The organism is Aliiroseovarius sp. F20344 (assembly GCF_023016155.1).
Classification (GTDB): Bacteria; Pseudomonadota; Alphaproteobacteria; order Rhodobacterales; family Rhodobacteraceae; genus Aliiroseovarius.
The window spans coordinates 517,000-543,939 of record NZ_JALKBG010000003.1 but is presented as its reverse complement, the minus strand read 5'-3'; the positions used below and the strand labels follow the sequence as shown (position 1 = coordinate 543,939).

The 26,940-nt window shown below is 56.9% G+C and carries 30 protein-coding genes, 2 tRNA genes and 1 riboswitch; of the genes, 14 read left to right on the top strand and 18 right to left on the bottom strand.

Annotated elements, in window-relative coordinates:
• Positions 1 to 9: 9 nt before the first annotated feature.
• Positions 10 to 1,119, bottom strand: coding sequence for a chorismate synthase (gene aroC, locus MWU55_RS03195; RefSeq protein WP_246934257.1), 1,110 nt, complete (start codon positions 1,117 to 1,119; stop codon positions 10 to 12).
• A 66-nt stretch (positions 1,120 to 1,185) separates the two neighbouring features.
• Positions 1,186 to 2,151 carry a DMT family transporter gene (locus MWU55_RS03190; RefSeq protein ID WP_246934256.1) on the bottom strand — a complete coding sequence of 322 codons (966 nt, stop codon included), beginning with the start codon at positions 2,149 to 2,151 and terminating at the stop codon, positions 1,186 to 1,188.
• Between the two features lie 215 nt (positions 2,152 to 2,366).
• Positions 2,367 to 2,473: riboswitch (TPP riboswitch) on the top strand.
• 38 nt (positions 2,474 to 2,511) lie between these two features.
• On the opposite strand from MWU55_RS03190, the gene MWU55_RS03185 reads away from it, so the two are divergent.
• From MWU55_RS03185 to MWU55_RS03170, 4 genes are all read left to right on the top strand, one after another.
• A complete protein-coding gene (locus tag MWU55_RS03185; protein ID WP_246934255.1) occupies positions 2,512 to 3,501 on the top strand; it encodes a thiamine ABC transporter substrate binding subunit in 990 nt (329 codons plus the stop codon).
• Entirely contained in the window at positions 3,477 to 5,033 is a 1,557-nt protein-coding gene (locus MWU55_RS03180) for a thiamine/thiamine pyrophosphate ABC transporter permease ThiP (protein WP_246934254.1), read from the top strand. The genes MWU55_RS03185 and MWU55_RS03180 overlap by 25 nt, the downstream gene beginning before the upstream one ends.
• Positions 5,020 to 5,730, top strand: a complete 711-nt coding sequence (locus MWU55_RS03175; RefSeq protein WP_246934253.1) for an ATP-binding cassette domain-containing protein — start codon at positions 5,020 to 5,022, stop codon at positions 5,728 to 5,730. Before MWU55_RS03180 ends, MWU55_RS03175 begins: the two co-directional genes overlap by 14 nt.
• Before the next feature lie 86 nt (positions 5,731 to 5,816).
• Complete coding sequence (locus MWU55_RS03170; RefSeq protein WP_246934252.1) at positions 5,817 to 6,338, top strand: SRPBCC family protein; 522 nt, start codon at positions 5,817 to 5,819, stop codon at positions 6,336 to 6,338.
• An 86-nt stretch (positions 6,339 to 6,424) separates the two neighbouring features.
• Here MWU55_RS03170 and MWU55_RS03165 read toward each other — a convergent pair whose 3' ends face one another.
• From MWU55_RS03165 to dapF, 8 genes are all read right to left on the bottom strand, one after another.
• Positions 6,425 to 7,222, bottom strand: a complete 798-nt coding sequence (locus MWU55_RS03165) for a cytochrome c1 (RefSeq protein ID WP_246934251.1) — start codon at positions 7,220 to 7,222, stop codon at positions 6,425 to 6,427.
• A 14-nt stretch (positions 7,223 to 7,236) separates the two neighbouring features.
• Positions 7,237 to 8,550 carry a cytochrome b gene (petB, locus tag MWU55_RS03160; RefSeq protein WP_246934250.1) on the bottom strand — a complete coding sequence of 438 codons (1,314 nt, stop codon included), beginning with the start codon at positions 8,548 to 8,550 and terminating at the stop codon, positions 7,237 to 7,239.
• An 11-nt stretch (positions 8,551 to 8,561) separates the two neighbouring features.
• Positions 8,562 to 9,128 carry a ubiquinol-cytochrome c reductase iron-sulfur subunit gene (gene petA, locus MWU55_RS03155; protein WP_246934249.1) on the bottom strand — a complete coding sequence of 189 codons (567 nt, stop codon included), beginning with the start codon at positions 9,126 to 9,128 and terminating at the stop codon, positions 8,562 to 8,564.
• A gap of 311 nt (positions 9,129 to 9,439) precedes the next feature.
• On the bottom strand, positions 9,440 to 10,042 hold the full coding sequence (locus tag MWU55_RS03150; RefSeq protein WP_246934248.1) for a glutathione S-transferase: 603 nt from the start codon (positions 10,040 to 10,042) through the stop codon (positions 9,440 to 9,442).
• Between the two features lie 2 nt (positions 10,043 to 10,044).
• A complete protein-coding gene (locus MWU55_RS03145) occupies positions 10,045 to 10,335 on the bottom strand; it encodes a hypothetical protein (RefSeq protein ID WP_246934247.1) in 291 nt (96 codons plus the stop codon).
• 49 nt (positions 10,336 to 10,384) lie between these two features.
• Entirely contained in the window at positions 10,385 to 10,996 is a 612-nt protein-coding gene (locus MWU55_RS03140; protein WP_246934246.1) for an FMN-binding negative transcriptional regulator, read from the bottom strand.
• Positions 10,997 to 11,030: 34 nt separating this feature from the next.
• Positions 11,031 to 12,293, bottom strand: coding sequence for a tRNA (N(6)-L-threonylcarbamoyladenosine(37)-C(2))-methylthiotransferase MtaB (gene mtaB / locus MWU55_RS03135; protein ID WP_246934245.1), 1,263 nt, complete (start codon positions 12,291 to 12,293; stop codon positions 11,031 to 11,033).
• A gap of 1 nt (position 12,294) precedes the next feature.
• Complete coding sequence (dapF, locus tag MWU55_RS03130; protein WP_246934244.1) at positions 12,295 to 13,131, bottom strand: diaminopimelate epimerase; 837 nt, start codon at positions 13,129 to 13,131, stop codon at positions 12,295 to 12,297.
• A gap of 110 nt (positions 13,132 to 13,241) precedes the next feature.
• Here dapF and MWU55_RS03125 point away from each other — a divergent pair.
• Positions 13,242 to 13,317, top strand: a tRNA-Lys gene (locus MWU55_RS03125).
• Positions 13,318 to 13,489: 172 nt separating this feature from the next.
• Here the strand turns inward: MWU55_RS03125 and MWU55_RS03120 are convergent.
• The 3 genes from MWU55_RS03120 to MWU55_RS03110 are packed head-to-tail and all read right to left on the bottom strand — an operon-like array spanning position 13,490 to position 14,605.
• Positions 13,490 to 13,684: a hypothetical protein gene (locus tag MWU55_RS03120; protein WP_246934243.1), complete on the bottom strand. Its 195-nt coding sequence runs from the start codon at positions 13,682 to 13,684 to the stop codon at positions 13,490 to 13,492.
• 1 nt (position 13,685) lies between these two features.
• Positions 13,686 to 13,898 (bottom strand): hypothetical protein, encoded by a 213-nt coding sequence (locus MWU55_RS03115; protein ID WP_246934242.1) that lies wholly within the window; start codon positions 13,896 to 13,898, stop codon positions 13,686 to 13,688.
• Positions 13,895 to 14,605: a hypothetical protein gene (locus MWU55_RS03110; RefSeq protein WP_246934241.1), complete on the bottom strand. Its 711-nt coding sequence runs from the start codon at positions 14,603 to 14,605 to the stop codon at positions 13,895 to 13,897. Before MWU55_RS03110 ends, MWU55_RS03115 begins: the two co-directional genes overlap by 4 nt.
• Before the next feature lie 311 nt (positions 14,606 to 14,916).
• Between MWU55_RS03110 and MWU55_RS03105 the strand changes: the two genes are divergently transcribed.
• Positions 14,917 to 16,056 (top strand): hypothetical protein, encoded by a 1,140-nt coding sequence (locus MWU55_RS03105; RefSeq protein WP_246934240.1) that lies wholly within the window; start codon positions 14,917 to 14,919, stop codon positions 16,054 to 16,056.
• 67 nt (positions 16,057 to 16,123) lie between these two features.
• Here MWU55_RS03105 and MWU55_RS03100 read toward each other — a convergent pair.
• A tRNA-Thr gene (locus MWU55_RS03100) sits at positions 16,124 to 16,199 on the bottom strand.
• Between the two features lie 177 nt (positions 16,200 to 16,376).
• On the opposite strand from MWU55_RS03100, the gene MWU55_RS03095 reads away from it, so the two are divergent.
• The gene (locus MWU55_RS03095) at positions 16,377 to 17,609 is read left to right on the top strand and encodes a urate hydroxylase PuuD (protein WP_246934239.1); all 1,233 of its coding nucleotides are present in this window, start codon (positions 16,377 to 16,379) and stop codon (positions 17,607 to 17,609) included.
• A 15-nt stretch (positions 17,610 to 17,624) separates the two neighbouring features.
• On the opposite strand, the gene MWU55_RS03090 is transcribed toward MWU55_RS03095, so the two are convergent.
• The 3 genes from MWU55_RS03090 to MWU55_RS03080 all read right to left on the bottom strand — a co-directional run bounded on the left by MWU55_RS03090 (position 17,625) and on the right by MWU55_RS03080 (position 21,140).
• Complete coding sequence (locus MWU55_RS03090) at positions 17,625 to 19,109, bottom strand: heme biosynthesis HemY N-terminal domain-containing protein (protein WP_246934238.1); 1,485 nt, start codon at positions 19,107 to 19,109, stop codon at positions 17,625 to 17,627.
• 10 nt (positions 19,110 to 19,119) lie between these two features.
• Complete coding sequence (locus MWU55_RS03085; protein ID WP_246934237.1) at positions 19,120 to 20,364, bottom strand: hypothetical protein; 1,245 nt, start codon at positions 20,362 to 20,364, stop codon at positions 19,120 to 19,122.
• An 83-nt stretch (positions 20,365 to 20,447) separates the two neighbouring features.
• Positions 20,448 to 21,140, bottom strand: a complete 693-nt coding sequence (locus tag MWU55_RS03080) for a uroporphyrinogen-III synthase (protein ID WP_246934236.1) — start codon at positions 21,138 to 21,140, stop codon at positions 20,448 to 20,450.
• 78 nt (positions 21,141 to 21,218) lie between these two features.
• Here MWU55_RS03080 and tsaD point away from each other — a divergent pair, with 78 nt between their 5' ends.
• Genes tsaD through MWU55_RS03055 form a run of 5 tightly spaced genes read left to right on the top strand, consistent with a single transcriptional unit; the run spans position 21,219 to position 24,402 of the window.
• Positions 21,219 to 22,325: a tRNA (adenosine(37)-N6)-threonylcarbamoyltransferase complex transferase subunit TsaD gene (tsaD, locus tag MWU55_RS03075; protein WP_246934235.1), complete on the top strand. Its 1,107-nt coding sequence runs from the start codon at positions 21,219 to 21,221 to the stop codon at positions 22,323 to 22,325.
• Positions 22,322 to 23,269, top strand: a complete 948-nt coding sequence (locus MWU55_RS03070) for an NAD(P)H-dependent glycerol-3-phosphate dehydrogenase (RefSeq protein WP_246934234.1) — start codon at positions 22,322 to 22,324, stop codon at positions 23,267 to 23,269. The genes tsaD and MWU55_RS03070 overlap by 4 nt, the downstream gene beginning before the upstream one ends.
• The gene (locus tag MWU55_RS03065) at positions 23,270 to 23,542 is read left to right on the top strand and encodes a YciI family protein (RefSeq protein ID WP_246934233.1); all 273 of its coding nucleotides are present in this window, start codon (positions 23,270 to 23,272) and stop codon (positions 23,540 to 23,542) included.
• The gene (locus tag MWU55_RS03060) at positions 23,542 to 23,958 is read left to right on the top strand and encodes an EVE domain-containing protein (RefSeq protein WP_246934232.1); all 417 of its coding nucleotides are present in this window, start codon (positions 23,542 to 23,544) and stop codon (positions 23,956 to 23,958) included. Before MWU55_RS03065 ends, MWU55_RS03060 begins: the two co-directional genes overlap by 1 nt.
• A gap of 54 nt (positions 23,959 to 24,012) precedes the next feature.
• On the top strand, positions 24,013 to 24,402 hold the full coding sequence (locus MWU55_RS03055) for a DUF1761 domain-containing protein (protein ID WP_246934231.1): 390 nt from the start codon (positions 24,013 to 24,015) through the stop codon (positions 24,400 to 24,402).
• 257 nt (positions 24,403 to 24,659) lie between these two features.
• Here MWU55_RS03055 and MWU55_RS03050 read toward each other — a convergent pair whose 3' ends face one another.
• Positions 24,660 to 25,001, bottom strand: a complete 342-nt coding sequence (locus tag MWU55_RS03050; protein WP_246934230.1) for a DUF2853 family protein — start codon at positions 24,999 to 25,001, stop codon at positions 24,660 to 24,662.
• Positions 25,002 to 25,159: 158 nt separating this feature from the next.
• Between MWU55_RS03050 and lysM the strand changes: the two genes are divergently transcribed.
• Both lysM and trpB read left to right on the top strand, forming a co-directional pair.
• Positions 25,160 to 25,579, top strand: a complete 420-nt coding sequence (gene lysM / locus MWU55_RS03045) for a peptidoglycan-binding protein LysM (RefSeq protein WP_246934229.1) — start codon at positions 25,160 to 25,162, stop codon at positions 25,577 to 25,579.
• A gap of 152 nt (positions 25,580 to 25,731) precedes the next feature.
• Positions 25,732 to 26,940, top strand: coding sequence for a tryptophan synthase subunit beta (gene trpB / locus MWU55_RS03040; RefSeq protein WP_246934228.1), 1,209 nt, complete (start codon positions 25,732 to 25,734; stop codon positions 26,938 to 26,940).

Here is a 26,940-nt window from a genome sequence, read left to right as displayed (position 1 = left end):
GGGGATACCTTAGCCGACTTTCCCACGTGGACCTTCACCTATCTGGGCGCGATGCAGCATCAGGTGGTCAAGGATCACGCAGGCGGCCATTGCTTCTCCTACGGGGACGGCACGAATGCCAACGCAGGGGTCATGACGGCCCTTTGTGACCACCTCAATCGCTTCACCGGTTTTGGTGATCGACTGGCGAGGTGTCAGGATCGAGCTCGTTGGTTTTACCGCAAATCGCACGACAATATCCTGCCCTGACGAGATGCCGCCCAGAATGCCGCCAGCGTGGTTCGAACTGAACACGGGCTGCCCGTCATTCCCCATGAAAATCTCGTCCGCATTTTCAGTTCCGCGCAGACCGGCTGCGGCCATACCTTCGCCAATCTCGACGCCTTTTACGGCGTTAATCGACATCATCGCAGCGGCCAAATCAGTGTCTAACTTGGCATAAACCGGCGCGCCCAGTCCGGCTGGCGCGCCACGCACCACAACTTCAATCGCAGCCCCGACGGAGTCGTTCTCCTTAGTGCGCAAGTGTTGCAGATAGTCTTCCCACTCCTGCACAGCGCTCGCGTCCGGCAGCCAGAAGGCGTTGCCGTCAATTGCGTCCCAATCGAACTTCTCGCGGTCCAGATGCAGCTCGCCCATCTGGGTCATGTAGCCCTTGATCTGGAGCCCCGGCAAAAGCGCCTTCAGCACCTCACGCGCCACGCCACCAGCAGCCACACGCGCGGCCGTTTCGCGGGCAGACGAGCGTCCACCACCACGCGGATCGCGGATGCCGTATTTCTGCCAATAGGTGATGTCTGCATGACCCGGGCGGAAGGTCTTTTCGATCTCGCCGTAGTCCTTGGAGCGCTGATCCGTGTTCTCAATCATCAGCTGGATCGGCGTGCCAGTGGTCTGACCTTCGTAAACGCCAGACAGAATACGAACCTGATCGGGTTCATTGCGCTGTGTTGTGTGCTTATTCTGACCCGGACGGCGTTTGTCCAGCCACACCTGGATCATCTCAGGTTCCAGCGGCACTCCAGGAGGGCACCCGTCGACAGTCGCGCCCAATGCGGGCCCGTGGCTTTCACCCCAAGTGGTGACACGGAAAATATGACCAAAGCTGTTCATCGACATGGGTGCGCTCCTTCATTCCCCAGCGTGATAGCGAAGGGGAAAACGAAAGGGAAGCGCCCCAAGCGATCAGCTTTCGCTTTGTTGTGGCCTGCGATGTTTTGGCTTCGGCGAGGGGCCAGCATCATAACGCGGGTTCGGGTTGCGCAAGATCGGGCTGCGGACCGAGACCGACGGACGGCTTTCACGCCAAACAATAAACACACCTGACGCGATAATCACCGATGCACCTACGCCGACCCACATGTCTGGAAGCTCGTCGAAAAACAGGGTTCCGAAAGCCGTCGCCCACAGGATCTGACTGTATTGCGTCGGCGCAACCACAGCCGCAGGGGCGGCGCGATATGCAGCGATGATCATTATCTGTGCAAAGACCGACATGACACCAACACTAGCAACCAGACCCAGATCCGTGATCTGCATGGGGACATAGACGAAGGGCAAGATCAGACCCATGACCACAATGGAAGACAACATAGGGTAAAGGATCATCACGGCGGTCCGTTCTTCCCCGCCAATTTTCCGCATGATAACCGATCCAAGAGCGGAGCAGAACGCGGCAATCAACGCGCAAATGTGACCGAATGAAATGACCGTAACACCCGGCCTTAGAACGATCAGAACGCCGATCAACCCGACGATGACAGCGGCCCAGCGCTGACCACGAACGGGCTCTCCCAGCAGCCAAGCGGACATTGCGGTGATCAGAAGCGGCGTTGCAAAAAGCAGCGCATAGACCTCGGCCAACGTTAGAACTGTGAAGGCATAGAAAGCAGACGACATCGCGATGACGGATGTGGTGGCCCGGATCAGGATCAGCCACGGATGATGCGGGCGAAAGTTATCCACTTGCCGGTCCGCCAGCATCATCACAGCCATAGGCACAAAGGCAAACAGCATCGCAAAAAAGATGATCTGGAACACAGCAAAGTTTGCGCCCAGCACCTTGATCACGGCGTCGTGCGTAGCGAAAAGTCCAAAGGCTGCAAAAGCAAAACCAAGCCCGCGAAGGGGTGTTTGTGATGTGTCCGTCATGACCGACTCTGATGCTAATGGTGTTAGCGTTCACATTGCTGATTGTTACCCCATGGTCAAGGGCATGTCCGCTATGCGCTGTTGGCCTTACGGATTCACGAAACAGGTCTTAGGGTGAAATGGCATTCTTTTCATGGGCTTGCGTCGCCGTGACCCCTCTTGCGCTCTACCGCCCAGCAAATCTGCTTGCCAATTCCGCGCGCATTGTGCACGAACGGGGCACCTCGGGGTGCTGTGACACCACAGCTGAGATGCGCATCCGCGCGGACCCGTAGAACCTGAACCGGCTAACACCGGCGGAGGGAAGGTGATTTGGATGTCCCAAATGCCCCCATCCGTTCGGCGCATATGGAGGACCCAATGAAGACAGCCCTTTCATTTGTCGCAGGACTTGCTTTGACCACGACCGCCGCCTTGGCTGCGGATAAACCCGTGCTGCAAGTTTATGCTCCTGACTATTTCGCTTCCGAGTGGGGCCCCGGCCCGTCGATCGAGGCAGGCTTTGAAGCCCAGTGCGGCTGCGATCTGGAATTCGTCACCGGCGACGTCATGCCGCGCCTGATGCTGGAAGGCGAGCGCACTGAAGCTGACGTTGTGATCGGCCTGAACACAGATGTGACGGCTCGTGCCCGTGCCTCGGGCCTGTTCGCCCCGCATGGGCTTGATGTCAGCGGCCTGACGCTGCCGGTCGACTGGACTGACGACACGTTCGTACCGTTCGACTACAGCTATACCGCCTTCATCTATGACAACACCAAGATCACAGATGCGCCCACCAGCTTTGACGCGCTTCTGGCGATGCCTGACGACACCAAGATCGTCATTCAGGACCCGCGCAGCTCAATCTCGGGTCTAGCGCTTCTGTTGTGGGTCAAATCAATCTACGGCGACAAAGCAGACGAGGCTTGGGCCAAGCTATACCCGAAGATCCTGACCGTCACCAAAGGCTGGTCCGAGGCCTACGGCATGTTCACCGATGGCGAAGCCGATATGGTGCTGTCCTACGTGACCTCGCCCGCGTATCACATCATCGCCGAAGAAGACCTGACCAAATCAGCAGCGATCTTCGACGAAGGCCACTATCTGTATGTGGACCTCGTGGGCAAAATCGCAAACACCGACCAGCCTGAATTGGCCGACGCCTTCATGGCCTACGTGCTAAGCGAAGAGTTCCAGTCGGGTATCGCGACCTCGAACTGGTCCTTCCCGTCGAAACTGGCCGCAGAAAAACTGCCGGAAGGCTTCGCCAATCTGCCCGTGCCTGCGAAGGCACTGGTGTTCAGCGAAGAGGAAGCCGAGGCGATCCGCAAGCCGGCTCTGGACGAATGGCTCGCCGCCGCGTCCAAATAAACCGCACCATCCTTGGCGCCGTGGCGCTTGGGGTGGTGGTCTGCCTGACCCTTGGCACGCTGATCGCAGTTGCGATGCGGGCCGAGGGTGCGGGCAGGCTTGGCCCAGCCGATTGGGCCGCCATTCGCTTCACGCTATGGCAGGCCGCTGCGTCCGCCACGCTCAGCATCCTTCTGGCGATCCCCGTCGCGCGCGCACTGGCGCGGCGCAGCTTTCCGGGTCGTTCTGTGCTAATCACCCTTCTGGGTGCACCGTTTATCCTGCCAGTCATCGTCGCCATTCTGGGCCTGATCGCCGTCTTTGGCCGCACCGGGCTGATCTCGCAGGCGTTGGGCGTGTTCGGGATCGAACCGATCTCGGTCTACGGCTACCACGGCGTCATCCTCGCCCATGTGTTCTTTAACCTGCCGCTGGCCACCCGCCTGATCCTGCAAGGCTGGCTGGCCATCCCGTCCGAACGCTTCCGCCTAGCCGCGTCGCTCGGCATGGGCCCGTCCGACATCGCCCGCACGCTGGAACGCCCCATGCTGCGCGAGGTCGTGCCGGGCGCGTTCCTTGTCATCTTCCTGATCTGCCTGACGTCTTTCGCCGTCGCTCTTGCCCTTGGCGGCGGCCCCAAAGCCACCACCGTGGAACTCGCCATCTATGAAGCCTTCCGCTTCGACTTCGACCTTGGCCGCGCGGCCCTTTTGGCACTTGTGCAGTTCACCCTTGGCGCCACCGCAGCCCTTCTGGCCCTTCGTGTGGCGATCCCCGGCGACATGGGCACGGGGCTGGACCGCGCCGTGACCCGCTGGGACGACACCCGCCTTTTGCGCGTGCAAGACGTCACCGCAATCCTTCTGGCGAGCCTTTTCCTGATCCTGCCCCTGACCATGGTTGTGCTGGACGGGTTGCCTCGTCTACTGACCCTCCCGGCCGAGGTCTTCTCCGCCGCGGCCCGTTCCGTCATGGTCGCGCTGCTCTCGGCCGCTGTGACGTTGATGCTCTCCCTGCCGATTGCGGCTTTCGCGGTGCGCAGTACGTCGCGGTTGGTCGAGGGCATCGGGTATCTCACCATCGCCGCTTCGCCTCTGGTGATCGGCACCGGGCTGTTCATCATCGTGTTTCCTTTCGTAAAACCGTCGGACCTTGCGTTGCCGATCACCGCCGTGGTGAACGCGGCCATGAGCCTGCCGTTTACCCTGCGCGCGCTGGTGCCCGCCCTGACTGCGATCGAGAGGGACTATGGCAAGCTTGCGGATGGGTTAGGGATGACTGGCATGGCACGGCTGCGTCACCTGTGGCTGCCGCGCCTGCGCCGCCCGATGGGATTTGCACTGGGGCTGGCCGCAGCCCTTTCGATGGGCGACCTTGGTGTCATCGCCATGTTTGCAGATGGATCAAATGCGACTTTGCCCCTACAGCTTTACCGCCTGATGACGGCCTACCGAATGGAGGACGCCGCCGCCGCCGCCCTTCTGCTTCTGGCCCTGTCTCTGGCGCTGTTTTGGGTCTTCGATAAGGGAGGTCGCGTAGATGCTGACCGTTGACAACATGCGCATCGCGCTGGGTGATTTCAGCCTTGCGGGGGACTTTACGATCACACCCGGAGCGCGCGTTGCGGTGCTTGGCCCCTCTGGCGCGGGGAAGTCCACCCTGTTGGCGGCGATTGCCGGGTTCCAGCCGTTGGATGCGGGGCAGATCCACTGGGATGCAAAGCCAATGCCCAAAGACCCCGCCGCGCGTCCAATCAGCATGGTGTTTCAGGACAACAACCTGTTTCCCCATCTAACCGTCGCGCAAAACGTGGGGCTGGGTCTGCGCCCGAACCTGCGCCTGTCCACTGACGATCACACCCGCGTCGCCCAAGCCCTGACCCACGTAGGGCTGGAGGGTATGGGAGACCGCAAACCCGCACAGCTGTCCGGCGGCCAGATCGCCCGCGTTGCCCTTGCCCGCGTGCTGCTGCGTGACCGCCCAGTGCTGCTGCTAGACGAACCCTTTGGCGCACTCGGCCCCGCGCTGAAAGCGGAAATGCTGGAGCTGGTCCACACGCTGCTGGACGAGACAGGTGCGACCCTTCTGATGGTCAGCCACGACCCTGAGGACGCCCGCGTGCTGTGCGATCAGGTGGTTCTGGTGGCGGATGGGGCAGCGCATGCGCCCGTTGCGACGGATGAGATGTTTGCGAATCCGCCTGAGGTGATGCGGGAGTATTTGGGGGCTAGCGGGGAAGGGCAACTCTGATCCTTTAGCGATTGGGTTGCCAAGGCGCCGAGTCAAGCGCTTTACCGTGCAGGTAACATCCGGTCATTTTGACGAGCGGCGAATACATGTTAGAGTTGTCTTTGGTTGTTTGTACTTTTTCAAAAAAGGGGCGATCGATGTTACACTTAAAGGAATGTGCGCTCGCTGGAATCATTAGCGTTACAGCATCAGGTTCACTTGCTGCCGATTTTACTGTTGAACGTGCAATTCAGTTTGCGTCTTCACCAGAAGAAGCTTGGAATGTCGTTGGAGATTTTTGCGACGTAGACGACTGGCACCCTTTGGTGAACAGTTGCACCCTAAAAGTCATAGATGGCTCGTTACATCGCATCCTAGTACTCGCAGATGGTGCGGAATTCGTCGAAAAACGCATCGCTGTTGAACCGGGGCTCTCGTACACCTACAAAACCGTCAGCTCTCCGCTACCACTGGAGAAATACACCGCAACGGTGTCGATAACTATGGGAGCGAAATCGACCGTCACATGGTCTGGTCGATTCTCTTCGCAAGATCCCGAGATGGAGAAGGCAGTAGCCGAATTCTACGAGACAGGCCTTACTGAAATTGAGGCACGTTTGAAAAACTAGTTCAACAATACATTGGAAAAAACGGTACCGATCATTGAAAAAGGGCGCCTTGCGGCGCCCTTTTCTATTTCCTCGAAACCCAACGCTTATGCGTCAAATTTTTTGCCCTTGTGCGGGGCCCAGAGCTTCTTGTTCGTCAGGTACAGAAGCGAGGTCAGCAGGACCAGCATCAGGACCGAGATAAAGCCAGCTTGTTTGCGGGCCATCATCTTGGGCTCAGCTGTCCACATCAGAAACGCTGCAACGTCCTCGGCCAAGTGGTGGGCCGAGTTGTTGTGGCCGTCGTCAAATTCGACCGAGCCATCTTCCAACTGCGGAGGCATCGATGTCCAGCCACCCGGGAACACGTCGTTTCCGTTCAGGTACTGGCCAGCGACTTCCTGTTCCTTGCCGTTAAAGGCCGTCAGGAACGAGGCGATGTACTCGGCGCCACCCATGCCTTTGACCAGCTGGTTGATGCCGGTGCCAGCAGGACCGTGGAAGCCAGCGCGGGCTTTCGCCATCAAGGACAGGTCGGGACCCATGCCTTCACCCGATACGGTCGGGAAGAAGTCGGCCGGCACGCGGGCGCGGTCGTCATCCAGTTCCGGATCGTAGATGGTGAAGTTTTCGGCTGCATAGGCGCGCACTTCGTCCTCGGTGTACTCGGGGCCACCTTTGTCCGACAGGGTACGCAGCGGCACATAGCGCAGACCGTGACAGGCCGCACAGACCTCGGTGTACACTTTCAGACCACGACGCAGTTGTTCCTTGTCATACTTGCCGAACGGACCTTCGAACGAGAAGGCTGTGTCATGGACTTCGCCGCCTGCGCCAGCTGCCTGAGCCGCGCCAGTGGCAAGACCCAGAGCGACGATCGCGGATGCTGTGAGTTGTTTGATCATTGTTCTCAATCCTCTCACTCGGCTGCGCCGGGATAGTGGGCGTTGAAGTCTTCCTCGATCGTTGCCGGAGGCGTGCTCGGTTTCTCGAACAGACCCAGTAGCGGCAGGATAACCAGGAAGTAGGCGAACCAGTAGGTCGACCCGATCAACGAAATCCAGTCATGCGGGAAGTTCGTGTCACGAGCGCCAACCCACATCAGAACGACGAAGTCGATCAGCAGCAGGCGGTACCACCATTTGAAGGCAGGGCGATATTGACCCGAACGGACCGACGAGGTGTCCAGCCAAGGTGCCAGAGCCATCACGATGATGGCGCCGAACATGGCCAGCACGCCGAAGAACTTCGCGTCGATGATGCCACCGGTCAGGAAGCTAACCAGCTGCACAACCCAAACGTCCGCGGTGAAAGCACGCAGGATCGCGTAGAACGGCAGGAAGTACCATTCCGGAACGATGTGTGCGGGCGTCGCCAGAGCGTTTGCCTCGATATAGTTGTCGGGGTGACCCAGGTAGTTCGGCATGAAGCCGACGATTGCGAAGAAACCGATCAGGATCAGGCCCAGCGCGAACAGATCTTTGATCACGAAGTAAGGCCAGAACGGCAGGGTGTCTTTCTTAGCTTCTTCTTTCGAACCACGACGTACTTCAACACCGGTTGGGTTGTTGTTGCCCGTGGTGTGGAAGGCCCAAATGTGAACGGCGACAAGCGCGGCGATCACGAAGGGCAGCAGATAGTGCAGCGAGAAGAAGCGGTTCAGCGTGGCGTTGTCCACAGCAGGTCCGCCCAGAAGGAAGGTCTGCAGCGGTTCGCCGATGAACGGGATCGCACCAAAGAGGCCGGTGATAACCGTAGCACCCCAGAAGGACATCTGACCCCAAGGCAGAACGTAACCCATGAAGCCGGTTGCCATCATCAAAAGATAGATGATCATACCGACGATCCACGTGATTTCGCGGGGTGCCTTATACGAACCGTAGAACAGGCCACGGAAGATGTGGATATACACCGCCAGGAAGAACAGCGATGCGCCGTTCATGTGAATATAGCGGATCATGTGACCGCCGTTCACGTTGCGCATGATGTGTTCGACCGAGGCAAACGCAAGATCAACATGCGGAGTGTAGTGCATTACCAGAATAATGCCGGTGACAATCTGCATCACCAGGCAGAAGGCAAGTACGATGCCCCAGATCCACCACCAGTTCAGGTTTTTCGGGGTGGGGATCATCAGCGTGCCATAAGCAAGGCCGACGATAGGCAGACGCTCGTCCAGCCACTTTTCAAAGCCCGACTTGGGCTCGTAGTGATCGTGAGGAATTCCAGACATGTAAGCCTCCCTTATCCCAGTTTGATCGTCGTTTCGTCGACGAACTCGGCGACGGGAACGGGCAGGTTTTCAGGTGCCGGACCTTTGCGGATACGGCCCGAGGTGTCGTAGTGCGAACCGTGGCAGGGGCAATACCAGCCGCCGAACTCACCAGCGCCGTCGCCCAGGGGCACACAGCCAAGGTGCGTACACACACCCATCATCACCAGCCATTCGCCAGCTTCATCCATCGCACGGTTTTGGTCGTCCGCCGACAGATCCGCCGAGCGGTTGTCGTTTCGAGCATATGCGTCGATCAGGTTGTCGGCGGTGTTGTCAGCACGTGCAACATCGATTTCTTCCTGAGTACGGCGGCGGATAAACACCGGCTTGCCCAGCCATTTCACGGTGATCTGGCTGCCGACTGCGACGTCAGCAATATCAACGCGGATCGAGCTAAGCGCCCGAACATCGGCAGAGGGGTTCATTTGATTGACGAGCGGCCAAACAGCAGCACCAGCCGTTACGGCTGCGGCGCCACCGGTCGCATAATAAAGGAAATCCCGGCGGGTTCCTTCGTGGTCGTCGGCGTGTGACACGAGCGCATCTCCCTAGCTAGGTTGCAATATGGCAACCGACACGACTGAAGACCGCTGGCGAAAGCGGTCCGTTTCGCGGCTGTTTATCTAAGGAAACGCCCCCAGTCCAGAAGTCATTAGAGCGCAGGGGGTGGTTTTCAAGGGATTGATACCTCGAAAACATGCTGCAACTGCATTGTTGGCGCGAACATCCGGTACGCCAGAGATGTTTTCGCGCAAACTTAGCGCCAAAACCCATGACTTTAATCAAACGGTACATGACAATTGGCCGCATGAGTCGTTTGGGGTTGGATCGGGCGTTTATGATCTCGCTAAACCGGCTTTGTCGCTTTCATGCTGTCACGCTCGCAAAACACGGCAAACCAGTCGTCCAATGCATCACGCCCCTTTCGCCAGCTACGGTCGTCATGACGGAAATCCAGATAGCCCAGCGCACAGCCGACAGCGATCTGACCCATATCCAGAGGACCGGACAGGTGGCTCATCCAGCGGGTGTTCAGCGCGTCCAGCGCGCCTTCGATCTTGCCCCACTGACCTTCGATCCAGTCCTCGAACCGCATCCCTTCGGGGCGCAAGCGAAGTTCGTAGGTCATCAGAACGGCCGCATCCATCATCGCATCCGCCGTTGCCTCAAGCGTCAGGACATCCCAAATCTGGCTGTCGGGATAAAGCTTCCCGCCGCTGCGGGCGTCCAGAAAGCGTGTGATTACCCGGCTGTCATACAGCGACGGACCATCGGGCCGGATCAGCGCCGGGATTTTCGACAAGGGATTCGCCGCTGTCACCGTCGGATTGGGGGCTGTCGGCAGGGTGGCTGCCGGGATCTCCTCTACGTCGCCCTCCTGACCGGTCTCTTTCAACAGCACGCGCACCTTGCGCGCGAAGGGGGACGTCACGGATGAAATTAGCTGCATCGCTATACTTTCTTGAATCGAATGCGGGTCAGGCCGACGGCATCTATTTCGATTCCCGGTCCATTTTCCCCAAGGCGGATCACCCGGCGCATCCGCGCGGTGGCGTTCACTTGCTCGCTTTCTGTGGTTTTCTCACGACGCACAGTCAGCCCCTCGGGCGCTTCGTCCAAGGCATCCTCGTGACGCTGATCCCGCCGTCCACGCTCCACAGAACGCGCGATGGCATAGGTGGTTAGTGCGACAGCGCCATAGCGCAGTGCAACGACAGCAATTGGGGCAAGCGGTAAAGCCATAAGATCCTCCTTACATAGAAATGTAGGGAGGCAAGGGCACTATGTCCACTTATGCAGGTGGTTCGCCCATCAGTTTTGCGATTTCGGCAAGCTCTTGCCCAATGCCCGTGTGCATCTGCGCCGCCGCCGCCTCGCGTACCGGATCGTCCTTGTTCTGCCCCAGTTTCCAGGTGCCATCGATGGTTTCGACCTCTAGCCGCATGGGAACAATCATGCGCTCCATTTTAGTAACCGCTTCAGGTGACATCTTATCGAACGTCCATGGGGCTTTGCCTTCGATTCGCGCCTCGTAAGCCGCTGCCTGACGGACCAGAATGTCATGCAGCGCGTCCTGTTCCAGCGGCACCAACCGCCCTCGCAAATGCACGGCAACATAGTTCCAAGTGGGCACTTGATCGTCCGCCCCGTACCAATCGGGCGAGACATAGCCATCCGGACCGGTCACGGCGATGACGGCTTGGGACACCTGTTTCAGCCGCGCGATCGGGTTGGAGCGGACCAAATGGAACTCGGCCATCTTGCCATCATCGGACAGAAGAAACGGGATGTGAGTCAACAGAACCTCATCCGCTGTCACGCAAAGTGTGCCGAATGCGCGTGTTTGCGCGAAACTGATATTCGCGGCCTGCTCCGCGCCACGAAAGATCTTGTTGGGGTGCATGTGTCATCCTCTGGCAGTCCTGCCCGGAAGATGATCAGACAATCAGTTGTTTGTCCACGATGTGGCTTGGTGTGGTCGTGATCAGCGCGCCTTCTTCTTGCGGCTTCTCAAAGACAACTTCAGCGAAGAATTCGGTGCGTCCCATTGTTGGGTTTTCCATCAGAACCCGATGTTCACGCCCGACATGTACCGACAAATGACGTTGAACCTGCGCATCGCCGGCTGCACGCAACCGCGCCGCACGCTCTTTGATTACGTTGCCGTTCACTTTGTTGGGGATCTTCGCCGCCGGAGTGCCTTCGCGCTTTGAGTACGGGAAGACGTGCAACCATGTCAGGTCGCAGTCTTCAACCAGCTTCAGGCTGTTTTCGAAATGCGCATCGGTTTCGGTGGGGAAGCCTGCGATAATGTCTGCGCCGAAGGTAATGCCGGGGCGCAGCTTGCGCGCTTCTTCACAAAACGCGATTGCATCATCGCGCAGATGGCGGCGCGCCATGCGTTTCAGGATCAGGTCATCCCCGTGCTGAAGGCTCAGATGTAGATGAGGCATCAGGCGCGGCTCAGAGGCAATCGCCAGCATCAGATTCTCATCGGCTTCGATGGAATCGATCGAACTGATACGAAGGCGCGGTAGGTCAGGCACCAGACGAAGGATGCGCATGACCAAATCGCCCAGACGCGGTTCGCCTGGCAAATCAGCGCCCCAACTGGTCAGGTCAACACCGGTCAGCACGACCTCGTTGAAGCCGCGATCCACAAGACGCTTGATCTGATCGACCACGACACCTGCAGGTACGGACCGCGAGTTTCCACGGCCGTAAGGGATAATGCAGAACGTGCAGCGGTGATCGCAGCCATTTTGGACCTGCACATAAGCACGAGACCGCGTACCGAACCCATCGATCAGATGACTGGCCGTTTCAGTCACGGACATGATGTCATTGACCTGCACGCGCTCTGTCTCGCCAATCAGGTCGGGGGCAAGCCCTGCCCATGTCTCGCGTGACATCTTCTCGTGGTTGCCGATGACAGCATCGACTTCGTCCATCGCGGTGAAGGTCTCGGGCTCGGTCTGGGCAGCGCAGCCAGTGACGATCACCTTTGCATCGGGGTTTTCACGGCGCAGCTTTCGGATTTCCTGACGCGCTTTGCGCACGGCCTCGGCCGTCACGGCGCAGGTGTTCACCACCACAGCACCTTCAACGCCGGCTTCTTCAGCCAAACGTTTCATCGCCTCAGTCTCATAGGCGTTTAGGCGACAGCCCAGCGTCGCAAAGACCGGAGTTTTCGCAGACATCTTACAGCCCCTTCAGAAAGGCTTGCGTCAGCTGGCCACTATAGACAAATGCGGTGGGGCCGGTCATCCAGACGCCATCCTCGCGCCACTCCAGCGTCAGCCAGCCGCCATCCAGCTCCATCCGCACGCGCTTATCGGTGAGGCCGCGCTGATGGGCTGCTACAGCGGTCGCACAGGCGCCCGATCCACAGGCAAGCGTGATGCCGGTACCACGTTCCCAAACACGCATGCGAATCTCGTCTCGTGCGCGAATCTCAGCAAATTCAACATTCGTGGCTTCGGGGAACAAAGGATCGGTTTCAAACCGTGGACCAATGACTGCTACATCTACAGTTTCGGCATCTTCCACAAAGAACACGCAATGGGGATTGCCCATGCCAACTGCCACAGGATCACCGTCCAGCGGCAGGTGTTGCAGGTCCACATCCTGTGAAAGCGGCACCTCGTTCCACGTAAGCTGAGGTTGCCCCATATTCACGGCCACCAGATCGCCATCTGCACGCGCTTCCAAAACGCCGCGCATGGTGCGGATTGTCAATGAGTCCTTACCAGTCTGATCAATGATATAACGCGCAACACACCGCGTTGCGTTTCCACATGCCCCGGCCCGACTGCCATCACTGTTCCAGAAATCCAGATCGACATCCGCCACGTCCGAGCTGCGAATCTCGGCCAGTTGATCAAAGCCAACGCCGCGATTGCGATCCCCCAGCCCAGCTGCCAGTTCGCGAGTCACAACAGCATCCCGCCCCCGTGAATCGATCATCACGAAGTCATTGCCTGCCCCATGCCATTTCATGAAGTCGAGGGCATTCATATCTGCACCAGCATCAGCCATGAGCCGCGATATAAGCCCTTGTGAAAACTTTTGCCAGAGATCGTGCAGATTCATTCGAAAATGGGGTTGACCCCGCACGCCCCGCCCTTTAGTCACCGCGCTCACAGAGTGGGCCGTTAGCTCAGTTGGTAGAGCAACTGACTTTTAATCAGTGGGTCGAAGGTTCGAATCCTTCACGGCTCACCACTTTCATCTTAAATATCAAGATGTTGCGAGCCGCGTCGAAAGACGCGGCTTTCGTGTTTCTGATTGCCGGAGGCTTTACAAAGGACACGTGAGTGAGATTCGGGTACTGCGAAACAAAGCAGGCAGAGCTTTCACCCCGCCTGCCTATTCATTTCATCTGTTTATACTGGGATCAGGACGAACCGCTGATGAACGGGAAGGCCAAGAAGTAGTACCACTGGTACAACCAATGACGATCCGAAACATCTGCGCGGGTCACCTCGCACGGCCCTTCGGCACAATCGCCGCTGGTGTTATGGGGCATGTGCTGTGCACTGCAGGCAGAAAGGGCAGCGCAGAACCCGATCAGGATGATCTTGTTGCGCACCTTATTTCTCCAGTTCCTGAACGGCCTCGTCGCGAACTTCGGCCAAGCACGCCTCATAGGCGCTTGCGAAACTGTTCTCGAGAAGGTTTGCCAACGTTACCGGGCGATCTGCTGCGGCACAGGGATCTTCCAGCGTTTGGGTCGGTGTGCAGGCAGTAGCCGCCATCAAAACGGTCCCAGCCAAAACTGCATTCAAAAAACGTGGCGAGGTCATGTGAGCGCCTCCAGCTGAAGCAGGTTCTTGTTAAACTCGGAAATCATTGCAAGCTGGGTCTTCAGCTCTTGTTCCAATTGCTTTTGTGCAACTGGTTGTTCGTCGTAGATCGGCAGGATCTCTTTCAGCGCCAATGCGCGCGAAACGGCATGGTTCTTGAACTCACCCAGTTGCGCCACTGTCTTGGCATCAACGGATTGGGTGGGAACACCTTTGGTCGCGTCGATCATCTTGTTCGACAGGATCAAATCAAAGCGCGTGTTCGTGCTGTCGGTGCGTACCGAAGCCAGTACCTGCTCCAACGACCAGCGACGGATCAGATAGTTTTTATGTTCCAAGATCAGGTTCGAAGCGACTTTAGTGCCACTTTCGGCCCCGATCATGCCGCCGATAACTGCGCCGCCAACGATCAGTGCGGGATCTGCATCAATGATCAATCCAAGAAGCGCGCCACGCAAAGCCCCGCCAATCGCCCCTTTTTGCTGGGCATCGCGTGTCAGTTTTTCATAGTCGCCAGCACGCGCGCTGATCAATTCCTGTGCGTCTTCGACCGCATGAAACTGCGCCGAATTTGATGCCATTTTTGTTTCTGGTGCTACTTCGGCGACCACATCCGCCTGACTATTGGCGCCTTCGTTGCTTACGCAGCCGCTCAGCATCAACGTCACCGCAGCTCCCGCAAGACTTAATGTTGGTAGGTAGTTCATCCCCAAGAAACCCTGTGTAATATTTGTTCCATCCAGCGAAATGCTTTCACACTGAAATACGGAATCAGTGGAAAAACACAAGCATTCTATTCCTCGATTGAAAGATTCGAATGTCACACTTGTCATAATTCTTGCTTGCCATTAGGGCCAAATCGTTGAAATCCACCCAGACTCGCCTCATTCTGCGTCAAATTCTGACGTAATTGCGCTGTAGTAACGAACTGTAGTGGAATTACTGCCAGTATACCTTTTCGTACATTACGGTGCGGATCGGAGTTGCGTATGTTGTTGCTGGTTTGTGGGTATTGCTGATGGAAATTTCTGATACGAGATATGTTCCGATCTCGGTAGTTTCGGTTTTTGCGGGTGCGGGGTGCCTGTTTTTGACCGTGGCAATCGCCGCGTCAAACATGATTTTGCCCAATGGCGAGCTTTCGGCAACACATAACTATGCAGCATTTTCTCCTATAGACGAGGTCGAAGGCACGCCCAAAGCGCCAGTCGTCGTCGAGGTGCAGCCAGAACCTGTGGTGCCCGAAAAGCCTGTTGAGATCGAAGTTACGTATGTGAACTTGATCGAACCTGCGCGTTTGGTTGACGTTTCTAATGGGTTATCTGCACCTGTGATTTCGACCACCGCACCAAAACTAAAACCTGACTTCAATCCAATCGTGCGCAGTACAGGTTGGGAAAGCACACATCCGACAGGCGCCCCTGAGATTCTCGCATCCTTGGGAAGCCTTCAGGTCGCACCACCAGTAGTGCGTGAGGTCGTGCCTCAGTTATCAGACACGCGCTCAGCGGCCGTCGAGACAGTTTTGCCAGAACTTCTGTTTGCAGATACTGCAGACCGCACTGATCTGCTTGGTCTTCTTGGTTCGAAAGAACCCGAGATTGAATATCCACTTGCTGGTCCCAAGCTCGCGTCATTCGGTCCATCCCGATCTGACATCCTGTTCCCTAGCGTTTTGAGGGATCCCCTGCCGGCGCAGAAGGAACCTGCTTTGGCGGAACCTGAAACCGTCATCACGGAAGAAGTGGTTACAGCTGAGCCGACAGAGATCGCCATCCAACCTGTGCCGGAGCCGGCACAGGTCGCGACATATACCCTTCGTCCGCAGCCACGCCCAGCGCGTCCTGTCGTGATCGAAAAGCCTGTGGTCGCTGAGAAGCCACAGACGCCTAAGCCGGAAGTCGTAACCCCAAAACCACCTAAGATCAGCAACGTATCCGTCGCTGGCAGCAAACGCGTTTCTATTGTTGGTGTATTCCAAACCCGCACAGCCGTCTGGGCTTTGCTGGCACTTGAAAACGGTCAGATTGTGAAGGTTACAAAAGGCACACAGCTAAGCGGACTTCGCGTATCACGCATTCGCGGCGACAAGATCTGGATCCGCACTGGAAACTCAGAAAAAAGCATGCGCGCCGGTGACGTAATCATGGTGAACTAAAGAGTTTGCCGTTCTGAGACCAACATCAGGACACCAAAACCAATATTGCGCTGTGACGTTAAAAAGGTGGTGCCGCTGAGAGGACTCGAACCTCCGACCCCATCATTACGAATGACGTGCTCTACCAGCTGAGCTACAGCGGCCCACTTGCTTTCCAGCGACGTATCGCCCGGCAGCGTTGGGGGTTTTAGACTCGCCACCAGCATTGCGCAAGCGAAAATGGCCAGCCCTCAGACGCATAAAAAGATGGACGTTCCCCCCGGGTTTCGGGTTAGTCTCGGCGATGGCGCTTTGCGCCCAAGACATCAGGGGACAGCGACATGACCGAAGCAGCGATTATCTGGGAGTGGGTGGGGTTTGCCGTGCGTTGGCTGCACGTCATCACAGCAATTGCATGGATCGGATCGTCATTCTATTTCATCGCTCTGGACTTGGGTCTGCGCAAAGCCCCTGATCTTCCCAAAGGCGCGCACGGGGAAGAATGGCAGGTGCACGGAGGTGGTTTCTACCACATTCGCAAGTTTCTTGTGGCACCTGAAAACATGCCCGAGCATCTGACTTGGTTCAAATGGGAGAGCTATGCAACCTGGCTATCAGGCGCTGCGCTACTGATGATTGTCTACTGGGTCGGGGGCGAGCTTTACCTGATCGACGCGGCGAAATCGGATCTGGCCCTATGGCAGGGGATTCTGATTTCCGCGGCCTCCTTGACGGTCGGTTGGCTGGTTTACGACACGCTGTGCAAATCCGGTTTGGCGGAACGCCCAACAGTTCTGATGGTGCTTTTGTTTGTCCTCTTGGTCGCTATGGGTTGGGGATACAACCAGATCTTCACCGGCCGCGCGATGATGCTTCATCTTGGCGCGTTCACCGCGACAATTATGACCGCAAACGTCTTTCTAATCATCATGCCGAACCAACGGATCGTCGTGAAAGACCTGCAAGAGGGCCGCGCCCCGGACGCGAAATACGGAAAAATTGCCAAACTGCGGTCGACCCACAACAACTACCTGACGCTTCCGGTCGTTTTCCTGATGCTGTCCAACCACTATCCACTGGCTTTTGCGTCGCAATACAACTGGATCATCGCGGCACTTGTGTTCCTGATGGGGGTTACGATCCGGCACTACTTCAACTCAATGCATGCCCGACTTGGTAAACCTACATGGACGTGGGCCGTGACGACAATTCTTTTTATTGTGATCATGTGGCTGTCCACCGCTCCGTTGGAACAAAGCAGCTGGGACGACGAAGACGCGCGCGCCTTTACGAAAACCGAACAAGTCTTTGCCGACGCGCAAGGGTTCGAGGATGTGACGGACATTGTTTTGGGCCGTTGTTCGATGTGCCATGCACGCGAACCGGGATATGAAGGCATCCACCGCGCACCCAAGAACGTGCTTCTTGAAACAGCGCCAGAAGTCGCGAAATGGGCTAAGGCGATCTACTTGCACTCTGGCCGCACGACAGCCATGCCGCCCGCCAATGTCAGTTTCATGGAGCCGGAAGAGCGTCAAACCATCGTGGCGTGGTATCAAGCGGCAACAAACTGACGCCGCCTGATCAGATCAGTGGATGACCGGCTTTTCGTCGGCTTCTTTGACAACTTCACCTTCCAGAACAGTCGGCTCGGCATCGTCACCGTCGACCAGTTCATCCTCAAGCTCGGCCTCAGGAGCGTCTCCAACAACCAAGGGAAGCATTTCAGCCCCTGAAGGCACAGCGCCTTCGGCCTCGGGTGCTTGTTTCCACGCCAGAGTGTCAAACCCATCGCAGTTGTTACACACCGGAAGCCACGCCGCATGCACGTGGTTGCAGCTTTCGCATACCCATTGCGGCCCGCGCGGAGCAGTCACAGCACGCGCAAGAACTGCGCGGACTTCATGGTCCGATGCACCTTCGCCACGTTCAATCGCAGCCAAAAGTGTCAGCGCACGTTGCGATGGAAGAGTATCAGGCAAATCGCCCAGCGCCTTGCGGGCAGCCGGATAATCCTCGGCCGCAATATTCAATTCTGCCACCAGCATTCTGGTTTCAGGATTCCCGTCCTGATGCTTTGTCAGCGCACGGAATCGCTTGATCCGTTCTGCTGGGCTTTCATCCGGAGCAATCTCTGCAAATGTCGCCGCCAAATCTGGATGCGGCTGCGCAGACCATGCCTTCACCAATACGCGCGCAGCATATTTCGGCTTTCCATCCGCAATATATCCGCGCGCTGCCATCACGGCCGCAGGGACAAGGTCGGGCGACAAACGGTTGGCTTCAATAGCGGCTTCACGTGCTTCGACGGGATTGCCTTCTTTCATCACGCCTTTCGCTTCGGACAAGGCCAGAACCGCATCACGGCGTTTGTGGACATCACGCGGCAGAGCGCCGTATTTCAGCTTGGCGCTGAGAGTCTTACGAGCGCCAGCCCAATCATTGTTCTGTGCCTGAAGGCCCAGAAGAACGTCCTGTGTTTCCGTATGACGCGGTTTCAGCGCAAACGCCTTTTCCGCCAGCTTCATCGCCGTATCGGTGTCACCCTCTTCAAGCTTCTGCTTCATGATCCCGCGAACGCCAACAAACTGCGTGCGTTCATCTTTCAGCAAACGCTTATAGACCTGAGCCGCTTTGCGCTTGTCGCCCGACATCTCGGCCGCTTGCGCGGTCAGCAGGTTGGTCAACTCGGGGCGTCGCAGATATTTCTCGGCACGGGCAGCTTTCGACATCGCGGTCGAGCTTTCGCCCGACGCAATCGCCATCATGCCTTCGGCCAGTGCTTCGTATCCTTTGCGTTCGCGCGACCGATCAAAGTAACGCGAAATCGCTGTTTCATCGCCATTCACAAACCGAATGAAAGCAATGACCAAACCGATCACAATGATCGCCAACCAAATCGCGACAACCAAAAGCACAGCGGCAATCACAGCTTGCAGCGGCTCCATGTTAAATTCGGTTCCACCCACGGCTATGCGAACACCGCCATCGGTTTCCATGAGGATCCCAGCACCCAGCGTCAAAAGCGCGATCGCTGCGATGAAAAGGACAATCTTAATCAAAGACCAAAGCATCGGCGTATCCTCAATTCGTGTTCAGTTGCTGGGACAGGGACATTGCGTCGGCCAGCGCATCACGGCGCGCAGTGGCGCGAGCGATCCAAGGTTCAAGCGCTGGTTTGCCCGCGTCTGGCATGGTTGCAAGTTCAGCCAATGCTGTTTCCAGCTGACCTGACTTCAACGCAGCCTCGGCACGCGACAAGATCGCATCCGGGTCATCGCCCTCTTTCGGCTCAAGGGACCGTGTCCCCAGCTGAGTGCGGAAAAACGCGGAAACCCGATCCATCTGGCCTTCCTCGACAGCCGCGCGAATTGCGGCGTCCAGAGACGCCCGCGCAACTTCGGGGAAACTTGCCTGAAGTCCCTGCTGTGTTGCGACGCCATCCGCCGCGACCGAGGCAAGAGACGCAGGCGCAGTCAGCTCGGCATTTTCTGTCAGATCAAACAACGCGTCGCCAAAAGGCTGGCCCGTTTCAATGGCTGCATGAACGCGCGACATGGCGGCCCGTGCTGCGGCAGCTTTGGCGGTTTCGGCAGCCGAAACCTCAAGCGTTTTTGCGTCTTCTTTCTGGGACGTGATACGCGCAAGCTCTGTATCCAGCATCTGGCGCATCTGTTGCAATTCGCGTTCATACGCAGTGGCAGCCGCGGCTGCAGCTTCCATGCCCGAACCCTGAGGAAGCTTTTCAACCGTGTGTACACGGTTCTCAAGCTCGGACAGTTTCGCGGTCACGCTGTCAAACTGCGTTCTTAACTGATCCATTGCGCCCGAGGTCTCGCCTCGTAACTTGTCCACCGCGTCATCAGCTTCCAAAACCTTAAGGCTATCCGCTTGCTGCGAGCTGTTGCTTTCCAAACCGGCCAAGCGATCCTTTAAAGCCGCCAATTCAGCAACCATCGGATCTTCGACATTCGACGCAAACGGCCATTGGTCGGGATAACGTGCAGCAGCAAATCCTAAGGCTGCAGCAACCGCGCCACCCAGAAGCATCGGCATAAAGCCAGAGCCATCCCGTTTTTGCACCGGGGCGGGTTCTGGGGCGGTGATGGGTTGATCTGCATCACTGCCCGTAGGCGTTTCTTCGCCATCAGGGGTAATCGCATCTTCTAAAGTCAAAATGTCTTTTTGATCAGATCCGGTCGCGTCATCGCCTTCTGCGGGGGTTTCGGGTTCGGATCCCTGTTCCTCGTCCAGCTTGGTTTCTTCGACGACAACGGCATCTTCCACCGCTTTCGTCTTTGCCTTGGCTGTTTTCGGGGATTTGGCCAATGTAACGAACCTCTCGAATCTCACCTAAAATGCTGCAGCTGCGTATTGCAGCCTACCGCCTGCGTTCATGGCGCTCAAGCAGACTAGTCGCAAATGGCTGCGACAATCCCTCTCACCATGGCGTCTCCGGTTGGCTCTTTAACGACATCACAGGAGGTGCCTGTCGCCTTGTGCCATGCCGTCGCAATCGCCGCGCTCATTCCAATTACGTGGAGATGCGGCCCCGGTTTCGCAATGCTTTCCCCAACCAATCGTGCGGAACGCGGTGAGAAAAGGGGAAGCACAGCTGGCTCTTCCCCTTCCAAAACGCTCCGCGCTTGTTCGGAAAGTGGCTGCGCGGCTTGTTCATAAACCTGAATATCCCGGCAAGACCGCCCCAGCGCAGTCAAACGTGCAGTAATATCGACCGCTTTGTGAGACCCACAGAGATGCAAAAACGCGTGACTGTCTGGCAGCGCATCCACCGACCGAAGCAAATCTTCGGCATCCAAGGCCACGGTTTTTACAATCGAACCGTTTTCTTGGGCAGCTTGCGCGGTGCGTTCCCCGACGCAATGGGTTACAACGTCGGTCAGATCTCCGCGCACGGCCTGTTCCGAAGTCAAGATAACCTCTATGCCGGCCGATAATTGGGGCCATTCACCAAAGCTTCGAATTTGAATGGCAGGCGACAGCACATGCGCAACCGGATACCCGACCTCGTGTTCAACTTGCTCCAAAAAACGCAGCGCCGCCGCCTTGGGGCGCGTCAGAACAAGAATGGGAGCATGGGACATAATGGCGGCCGGGATTGTCTGTAAACTATCTTGGTGTTACCCCGACCCGACCCACCGCCGCAACAGATCGCTTGAGAGATGACCAAATCAGATCGACCTCTTACCGTACTCGGGCTGGAAAGCTCGTGTGATGATACCGCCGCTGCGGTAGTGCATCACGCGCCGGGGATGGCGCCTGTAGTGCTGTCATCCGTGGTCGCAGGTCAAACAGAGCTGCACGCAGATTTCGGTGGCGTCGTGCCGGAAATCGCTGCCCGTGCGCATACGGAAAAGCTGGATACGTGCGTAGAACAGGCTCTAACACAGGCCAATATGACCCTTTCCGATGTGGACGCGATTGCTGTAACCGCCGGTCCCGGCCTGATCGGCGGGGTTCTGGCAGGCGTTATGTGCGCAAAGGGTCTGTCGATTGGATCAGGCAAACCGCTGATTGGGGTGAACCATCTTGCGGGTCACGCTCTGACGCCGCGCTTGACCGATCAGGCCGCGTTTCCCTATCTTATGCTTTTGGTATCTGGAGGGCATTGCCAGTTTCTAATCGCCAAAGGACCAGAGGATTTCACCCGCCTTGGCGGAACAATTGACGATGCCCCCGGCGAGGCATTCGATAAAACCGCAAAACTTCTAGGTTTGCCCCAACCGGGCGGCCCATCAGTCGAAGCCGAAGCAAAGAACGGTGATCCAACCCGCTTCAAGTTCCCACGTCCCCTTTTGGACCGCCCAGGCTGCGACATGAGCTTTTCAGGTCTGAAGACCGCCCTTCTGCGTGAACGAGATCGCTTGGTTGCGGAGCATGGCGGGATACGTGTGCAAGATCGCGCTGATCTCTGCGCTGGTTTCCAAGCCTCTGTGCGCGATGTGCTAGCCGAGAAATCACGCCGCGCCCTGACTGACTACCTGACACTTGGCCCAGCCCAGCCCGTTCTGGCTGTCGCAGGGGGCGTCGCCGCAAACATGACCATTCGCGGTGAATTAGAGACTGTTTGTGCGGATCATGATACCACATTTCTTGCTCCGCCCTTGGCTCTTTGCACTGACAATGCGGCCATGATTGCTTGGGCTGGGATCGAGCGGTTCCGAGGTGGACACCAAGACGATATGTCGTTGAAAGCGCGCCCGCGCTGGCCGCTTGACCAACAAGCCCCGGCAATGTTGGGATCGGGCAAGAAAGGGGCAAAGGCATGAGCATTGCGGTTCTTGGCGCAGGTGCATTTGGCACCGCTTTGGCGATTTCGCTGGCGCAGGATGGACGTTCTGTGGGGCTTTGGGCACGTGATCCTGGCGATATGGCCACCGCGCGCGAGAATACACGGCGTCTTCCGGGGCATGCCTTCCCTGACAGCCTGACAGTTTTGAACAAGATCGAAGATGCTCAAGACTCCCAGATCATCCTCCTAGCAGTTCCCATGCAGAAGTTGGCTGACTTTTTGACGGAGAATGCGACCCTATTTCAGCATAAAATGCTTGTCGCTTGCTGCAAAGGGATTGATCTGAAATCCGGGCTTGGTCCCGCTGAAATCATCCGAAGAACCTGCCCAACGGCAACGCCTGCGATCTTGTCGGGGCCCAGTTTCGCCGTCGACATTGCGGCCGGATTGCCCACCGCGCTGACTTTGGCCTGCGAAGACGGCGAAGCGCTTCAAGCAGCTTTGTCCACAAGCAATTTACGCCTCTATCGCAGCACTGACCTTGTTGGGGTCGAGATCGGGGGAGCGCTGAAAAATGTTGTCGCCATCGCCTGCGGCATCGCTATAGGGGCGGGTCTGGGCGAGAGTGCGCGCGCAGCCCTAATGACCCGCGGCTATGCAGAGATGCAGCGCTATGCGACCCTTAAAGGTGCGCAGCCCGAGACATTGGCGGGGCTATCTGGATTTGGTGATCTGACCTTGACCTGCTCGTCCGAGAAATCCCGCAACTACTGTTTTGGACTGACCTTGGGTCGCGGCGAACCTTTGCCAGAAGGCACCACTGTTGAAGGGCGCGCAACGGCCAAAGCAGTCTCTAACATTGCACAACAAGCCGATATTGAGATGCCTATCGCCCAAATGGTGGTCGCCGTACTGGACAATCACCTTACCATCAATGAGGCTGTGGACATGCTTTTAGCCCGGCCGCTCAAGGAGGAATAGATGCTCGTAGCCGTGATCTGCACCGACAAACCCGGTGCTCTTGAAACCCGAAAAGCCAACCGCGACGCGCATCTGGCCTATCTCAAGGAGTCAGGCGTGGTTGCACAGGCCGGTCCATTTCTGGATGCCGATGGCATGATGTGTGGATCGCTCTTGATTCTGGATGTCGCTGATATGGACGCCGCACACGCGTGGGCAGATGGCGATCCCTATGCGAAAGCCGGGTTGTTTGCCGATGTGCGCATCGTACAATGGAACAGGGTTGTAGGCTGATGGCATATTGGCTGTTCAAATCCGAGGTCTCGACCTGGAGTTGGGACCAGCAAGTTGCCAAAGGTGACGTGGGCGAAGAATGGGATGGCGTGCGCAACTATCAGGCACGCAACCATATGCGTACGATGAAAGTCGGGGATCTTGGCTTCTTTTACCACTCGCAAAAGGAAAAAGAGATCGTCGGCATCGTCGAAGTGATCGCGGAAAGTCATCAGGATAGCACTACCGACGACGAACGCTGGGATTGCGTGGACATCAAGGCGGTGCGAAGCCTCCCCGAGCCAGTGACCCTAGCCATGTGCAAAGAAGATCCGCGACTTGCCGAAATGGTTTTGGTGAACAACACCCGTCTGTCGGTTCAGCCCGTTACCAAAGAAGAATGGGACATTGTCATGGAGCTTGCTGGCGACAGTTGACAAACGACCGGCCATTCTGATCGCATAGAGCCATGCGAACAGGAGGAATGTTTCATGTTGGAAGTCATAGTAGCAGCCATTGCAGGCTACGCATTCGGCGCAGTTTGGTACATGACGCTTTCAAAACCATGGGTCGAGGCGGCAGGCATTCAAGTCGATGAAAACGGCAAGCCAAACAACTCTTCAGACCCAAAACCCTATGTCGTTGCGTTTATAGGCGCGCTTGTGGTTGCGGGAATGATGCGCCACATCTTTGCGATGGCCGGCATTGACGGTGTTGGAAAAGCACTGGTCACGGGTCTGGGGCTTGGATTATTTGTCGTACTGCCGTGGATGATTAACAACATCATGTTCAGCGACCGCTCGAAATCACTGATCTGGCTGGACGGCGGTTATGCCGTCGGCGGCTGCACCGTGATCGGGCTGGTTCTGGGTGTGATGTGATAAAAGAAGAAGGGGTCCGACGTCTCGAACCCCTTCCTCACCCCACGTGCTCCCTCAGCACCACACGTGTCTCTGAATTAAGGTCCGACCGTCCTGGTCTTCGTAAATGAAGCTATTTGAACGCCGCCAGTATCTCAAGCGTTTAGCGTGTAAAATACCTTTCAATTGCAGCATGTTACGGTAGTAGATCTTTAACAAATGCAAAAGCGCGACCGAGTGGGCCGCGCTTTACTTTTTTGGAACTCTGTCAGGCGAATTTAGCCGTAGACAGATTCTTTCCCGAAATGCTTCACCAGCATGTAGTAAACCACAGCACGATACTTGTTACGCTCGCTACGGCCATAGGTTTCGATGACGGCATTGATCGCGTCCATCAGCTGCGGACCATCTGCAAGGCCAAGCTTCTTAACCAAGAAGTTGTCTTTTACGGTTTCAAGCTCACTTTGCTGACCCCCGGCAACGGTCGAGGCATCGGCGTTGTAAATCGCCGGGCCACACCCGATGGTTACCTTTGTCAGAAGGTCCATGTCCGGTGACATTCCGCACTTGTTCTTCAGATCATCTGCATATTTTGCGATCAGATCGTCACGCTTTCCCATTTTTGTCTCCCAATTTGCTGGTGGTCTAATAAATCCACCAAAACACTAGGCTCAAAACTGTCATCCTCAAAGGAAAAGTTTGCCGCAGCATTCCCCCTAGGTTTTTTCGCCTACTTGGCGCAGGATGTCTGCGACACACATAGCTCAAGGAGAGAAACATGGGTCTTTGGAGTTTCGTAAAAGGCGCCGGTAAGTCGATTTTCGGTGGCGGCGATGAAACTGCTTCGGCAGACACCCTGAACAAAGAGGTTGCTGATCTTGGCATCGACACCTCCGGTTTGGACATCCAAGTCGAAGGCGAGAAAGTTGTCGTTAAAGGCGGCGAGAACCTGAGCGCGGAAGAGCGCGAGAAGGTCATTCTTGCGGTTGGCAACGTTGAAGGTGTGGCCGAAGTTGAAGCCGACCTGGAAAACGAACCGACATTCCACACGGTTGAAAAAGGCGACACGCTTTGGGCGATCGCTGAAAAGACGCTGGGCAATGGCGCGCGCTACAAAGAGATCTTTGAAGCCAACAAGCCAATGCTGAAGGATCCTGACCTGATTTACCCGGGCCAGAACCTGCGCATTCCCAGCTGATCTCGCTGAAAAAACATCTGATTGCGGTCTCGTATGTGCGGGGCCGCAATTTTATTTTGGATAATCGTTGTAAATCGCAACTTTCTGCTTGAGGCCCTGCGCGTTTCCCTGTCTCATTCCGTGGACAATACATAAACGAGGGAACACAGGACATGGCTTCATATCTTAAATCAACTCCGACGCGTGATGGCTATTTCGGCGAATATGGTGGTGCAATGCTGCCGCCCCCGCTTGAGCCGCATTTCAAAGAAATTCGCGAAGCCTATGACCGGATCTCGAAGTCGGCGGATTTCATTTCCGAGCTGCGCCACATCCGCAAACACTTCCAAGGCCGCCCCACTCCTGTGTCCTACTTGAAGAACCTGTCCGAGATCTGCGGCGGTGCGCAGATTTATGCCAAGCGGGAAGATCTGAACCACACGGGCGCACACAAACTGAACCACTGCATGGGCGAAGGACTTCTTGCCAAATTCATGGGCAAGAAAAAGCTGATGGCCGAAACCGGGGCGGGCCAACATGGCGTGGCCTTGGCGACCGCCGCAGCCTATTTCGGCCTGGAATGTGAAATCCACATGGGCGAAATCGACATCGCCAAAGAAGCGCCCAACGTGACCCGCATGAAACTGCTGGGCGCCGAAGTTGTTCCGGTGGGCTTTGGCGGTCGTTCGTTGAAAGAGGCTGTGGACAGCTGTTTCGGCAGCTATATGGAACAAGCCGACCAAGCGCTGTTCGCCATCGGTTCGGTCGTCGGCCCACACCCGTTCCCGATGATGGTCCGTGACTTCCAGCACATCGTTGGCGTCGAAGCGCGCGAGCAGTTCATCGAGATGACCGGCGGCCTACCTGACATGGTTGCTGCCTGCGTGGGTGGTGGATCGAACGCGATGGGTCTGTTCTCAGGCTTCATTGACGACGAAGATGTGTCGTTGCACGGGGTCGAGCCGATGGGCACCTCGTCCAAGCTGGGCGAACACGCCGCGACGATCACTTTCGGCGAAGACGGAGACATTCACGGTTTCCGCACCATGGTTCTGAAAGACGAAAACGGCGATCCTGCTCCGGTTCACACGGTTGCTTCGGGTCTGGATTATCCGGGCGTTGGGCCAGAGCATGCGCACCTCTATCGCACCGGTAAGGCCAACTATACGGCGTGTGACGACAAAGAAGCGCTGAATGCGTTCTTCTCGGTCAGCCGCCACGAAGGAATCATTCCCGCACTTGAAAGCGCACATGCCGTTGCCTTTGCGATGCGCGAGGCGCCGAAACATCCGGGTAAGTCGATCCTGATCAACATGTCAGGGCGCGGCGACAAGGATATCGACTATGTGACGGAAACTTTCGGCTTTGGCGAAGACGCCTGA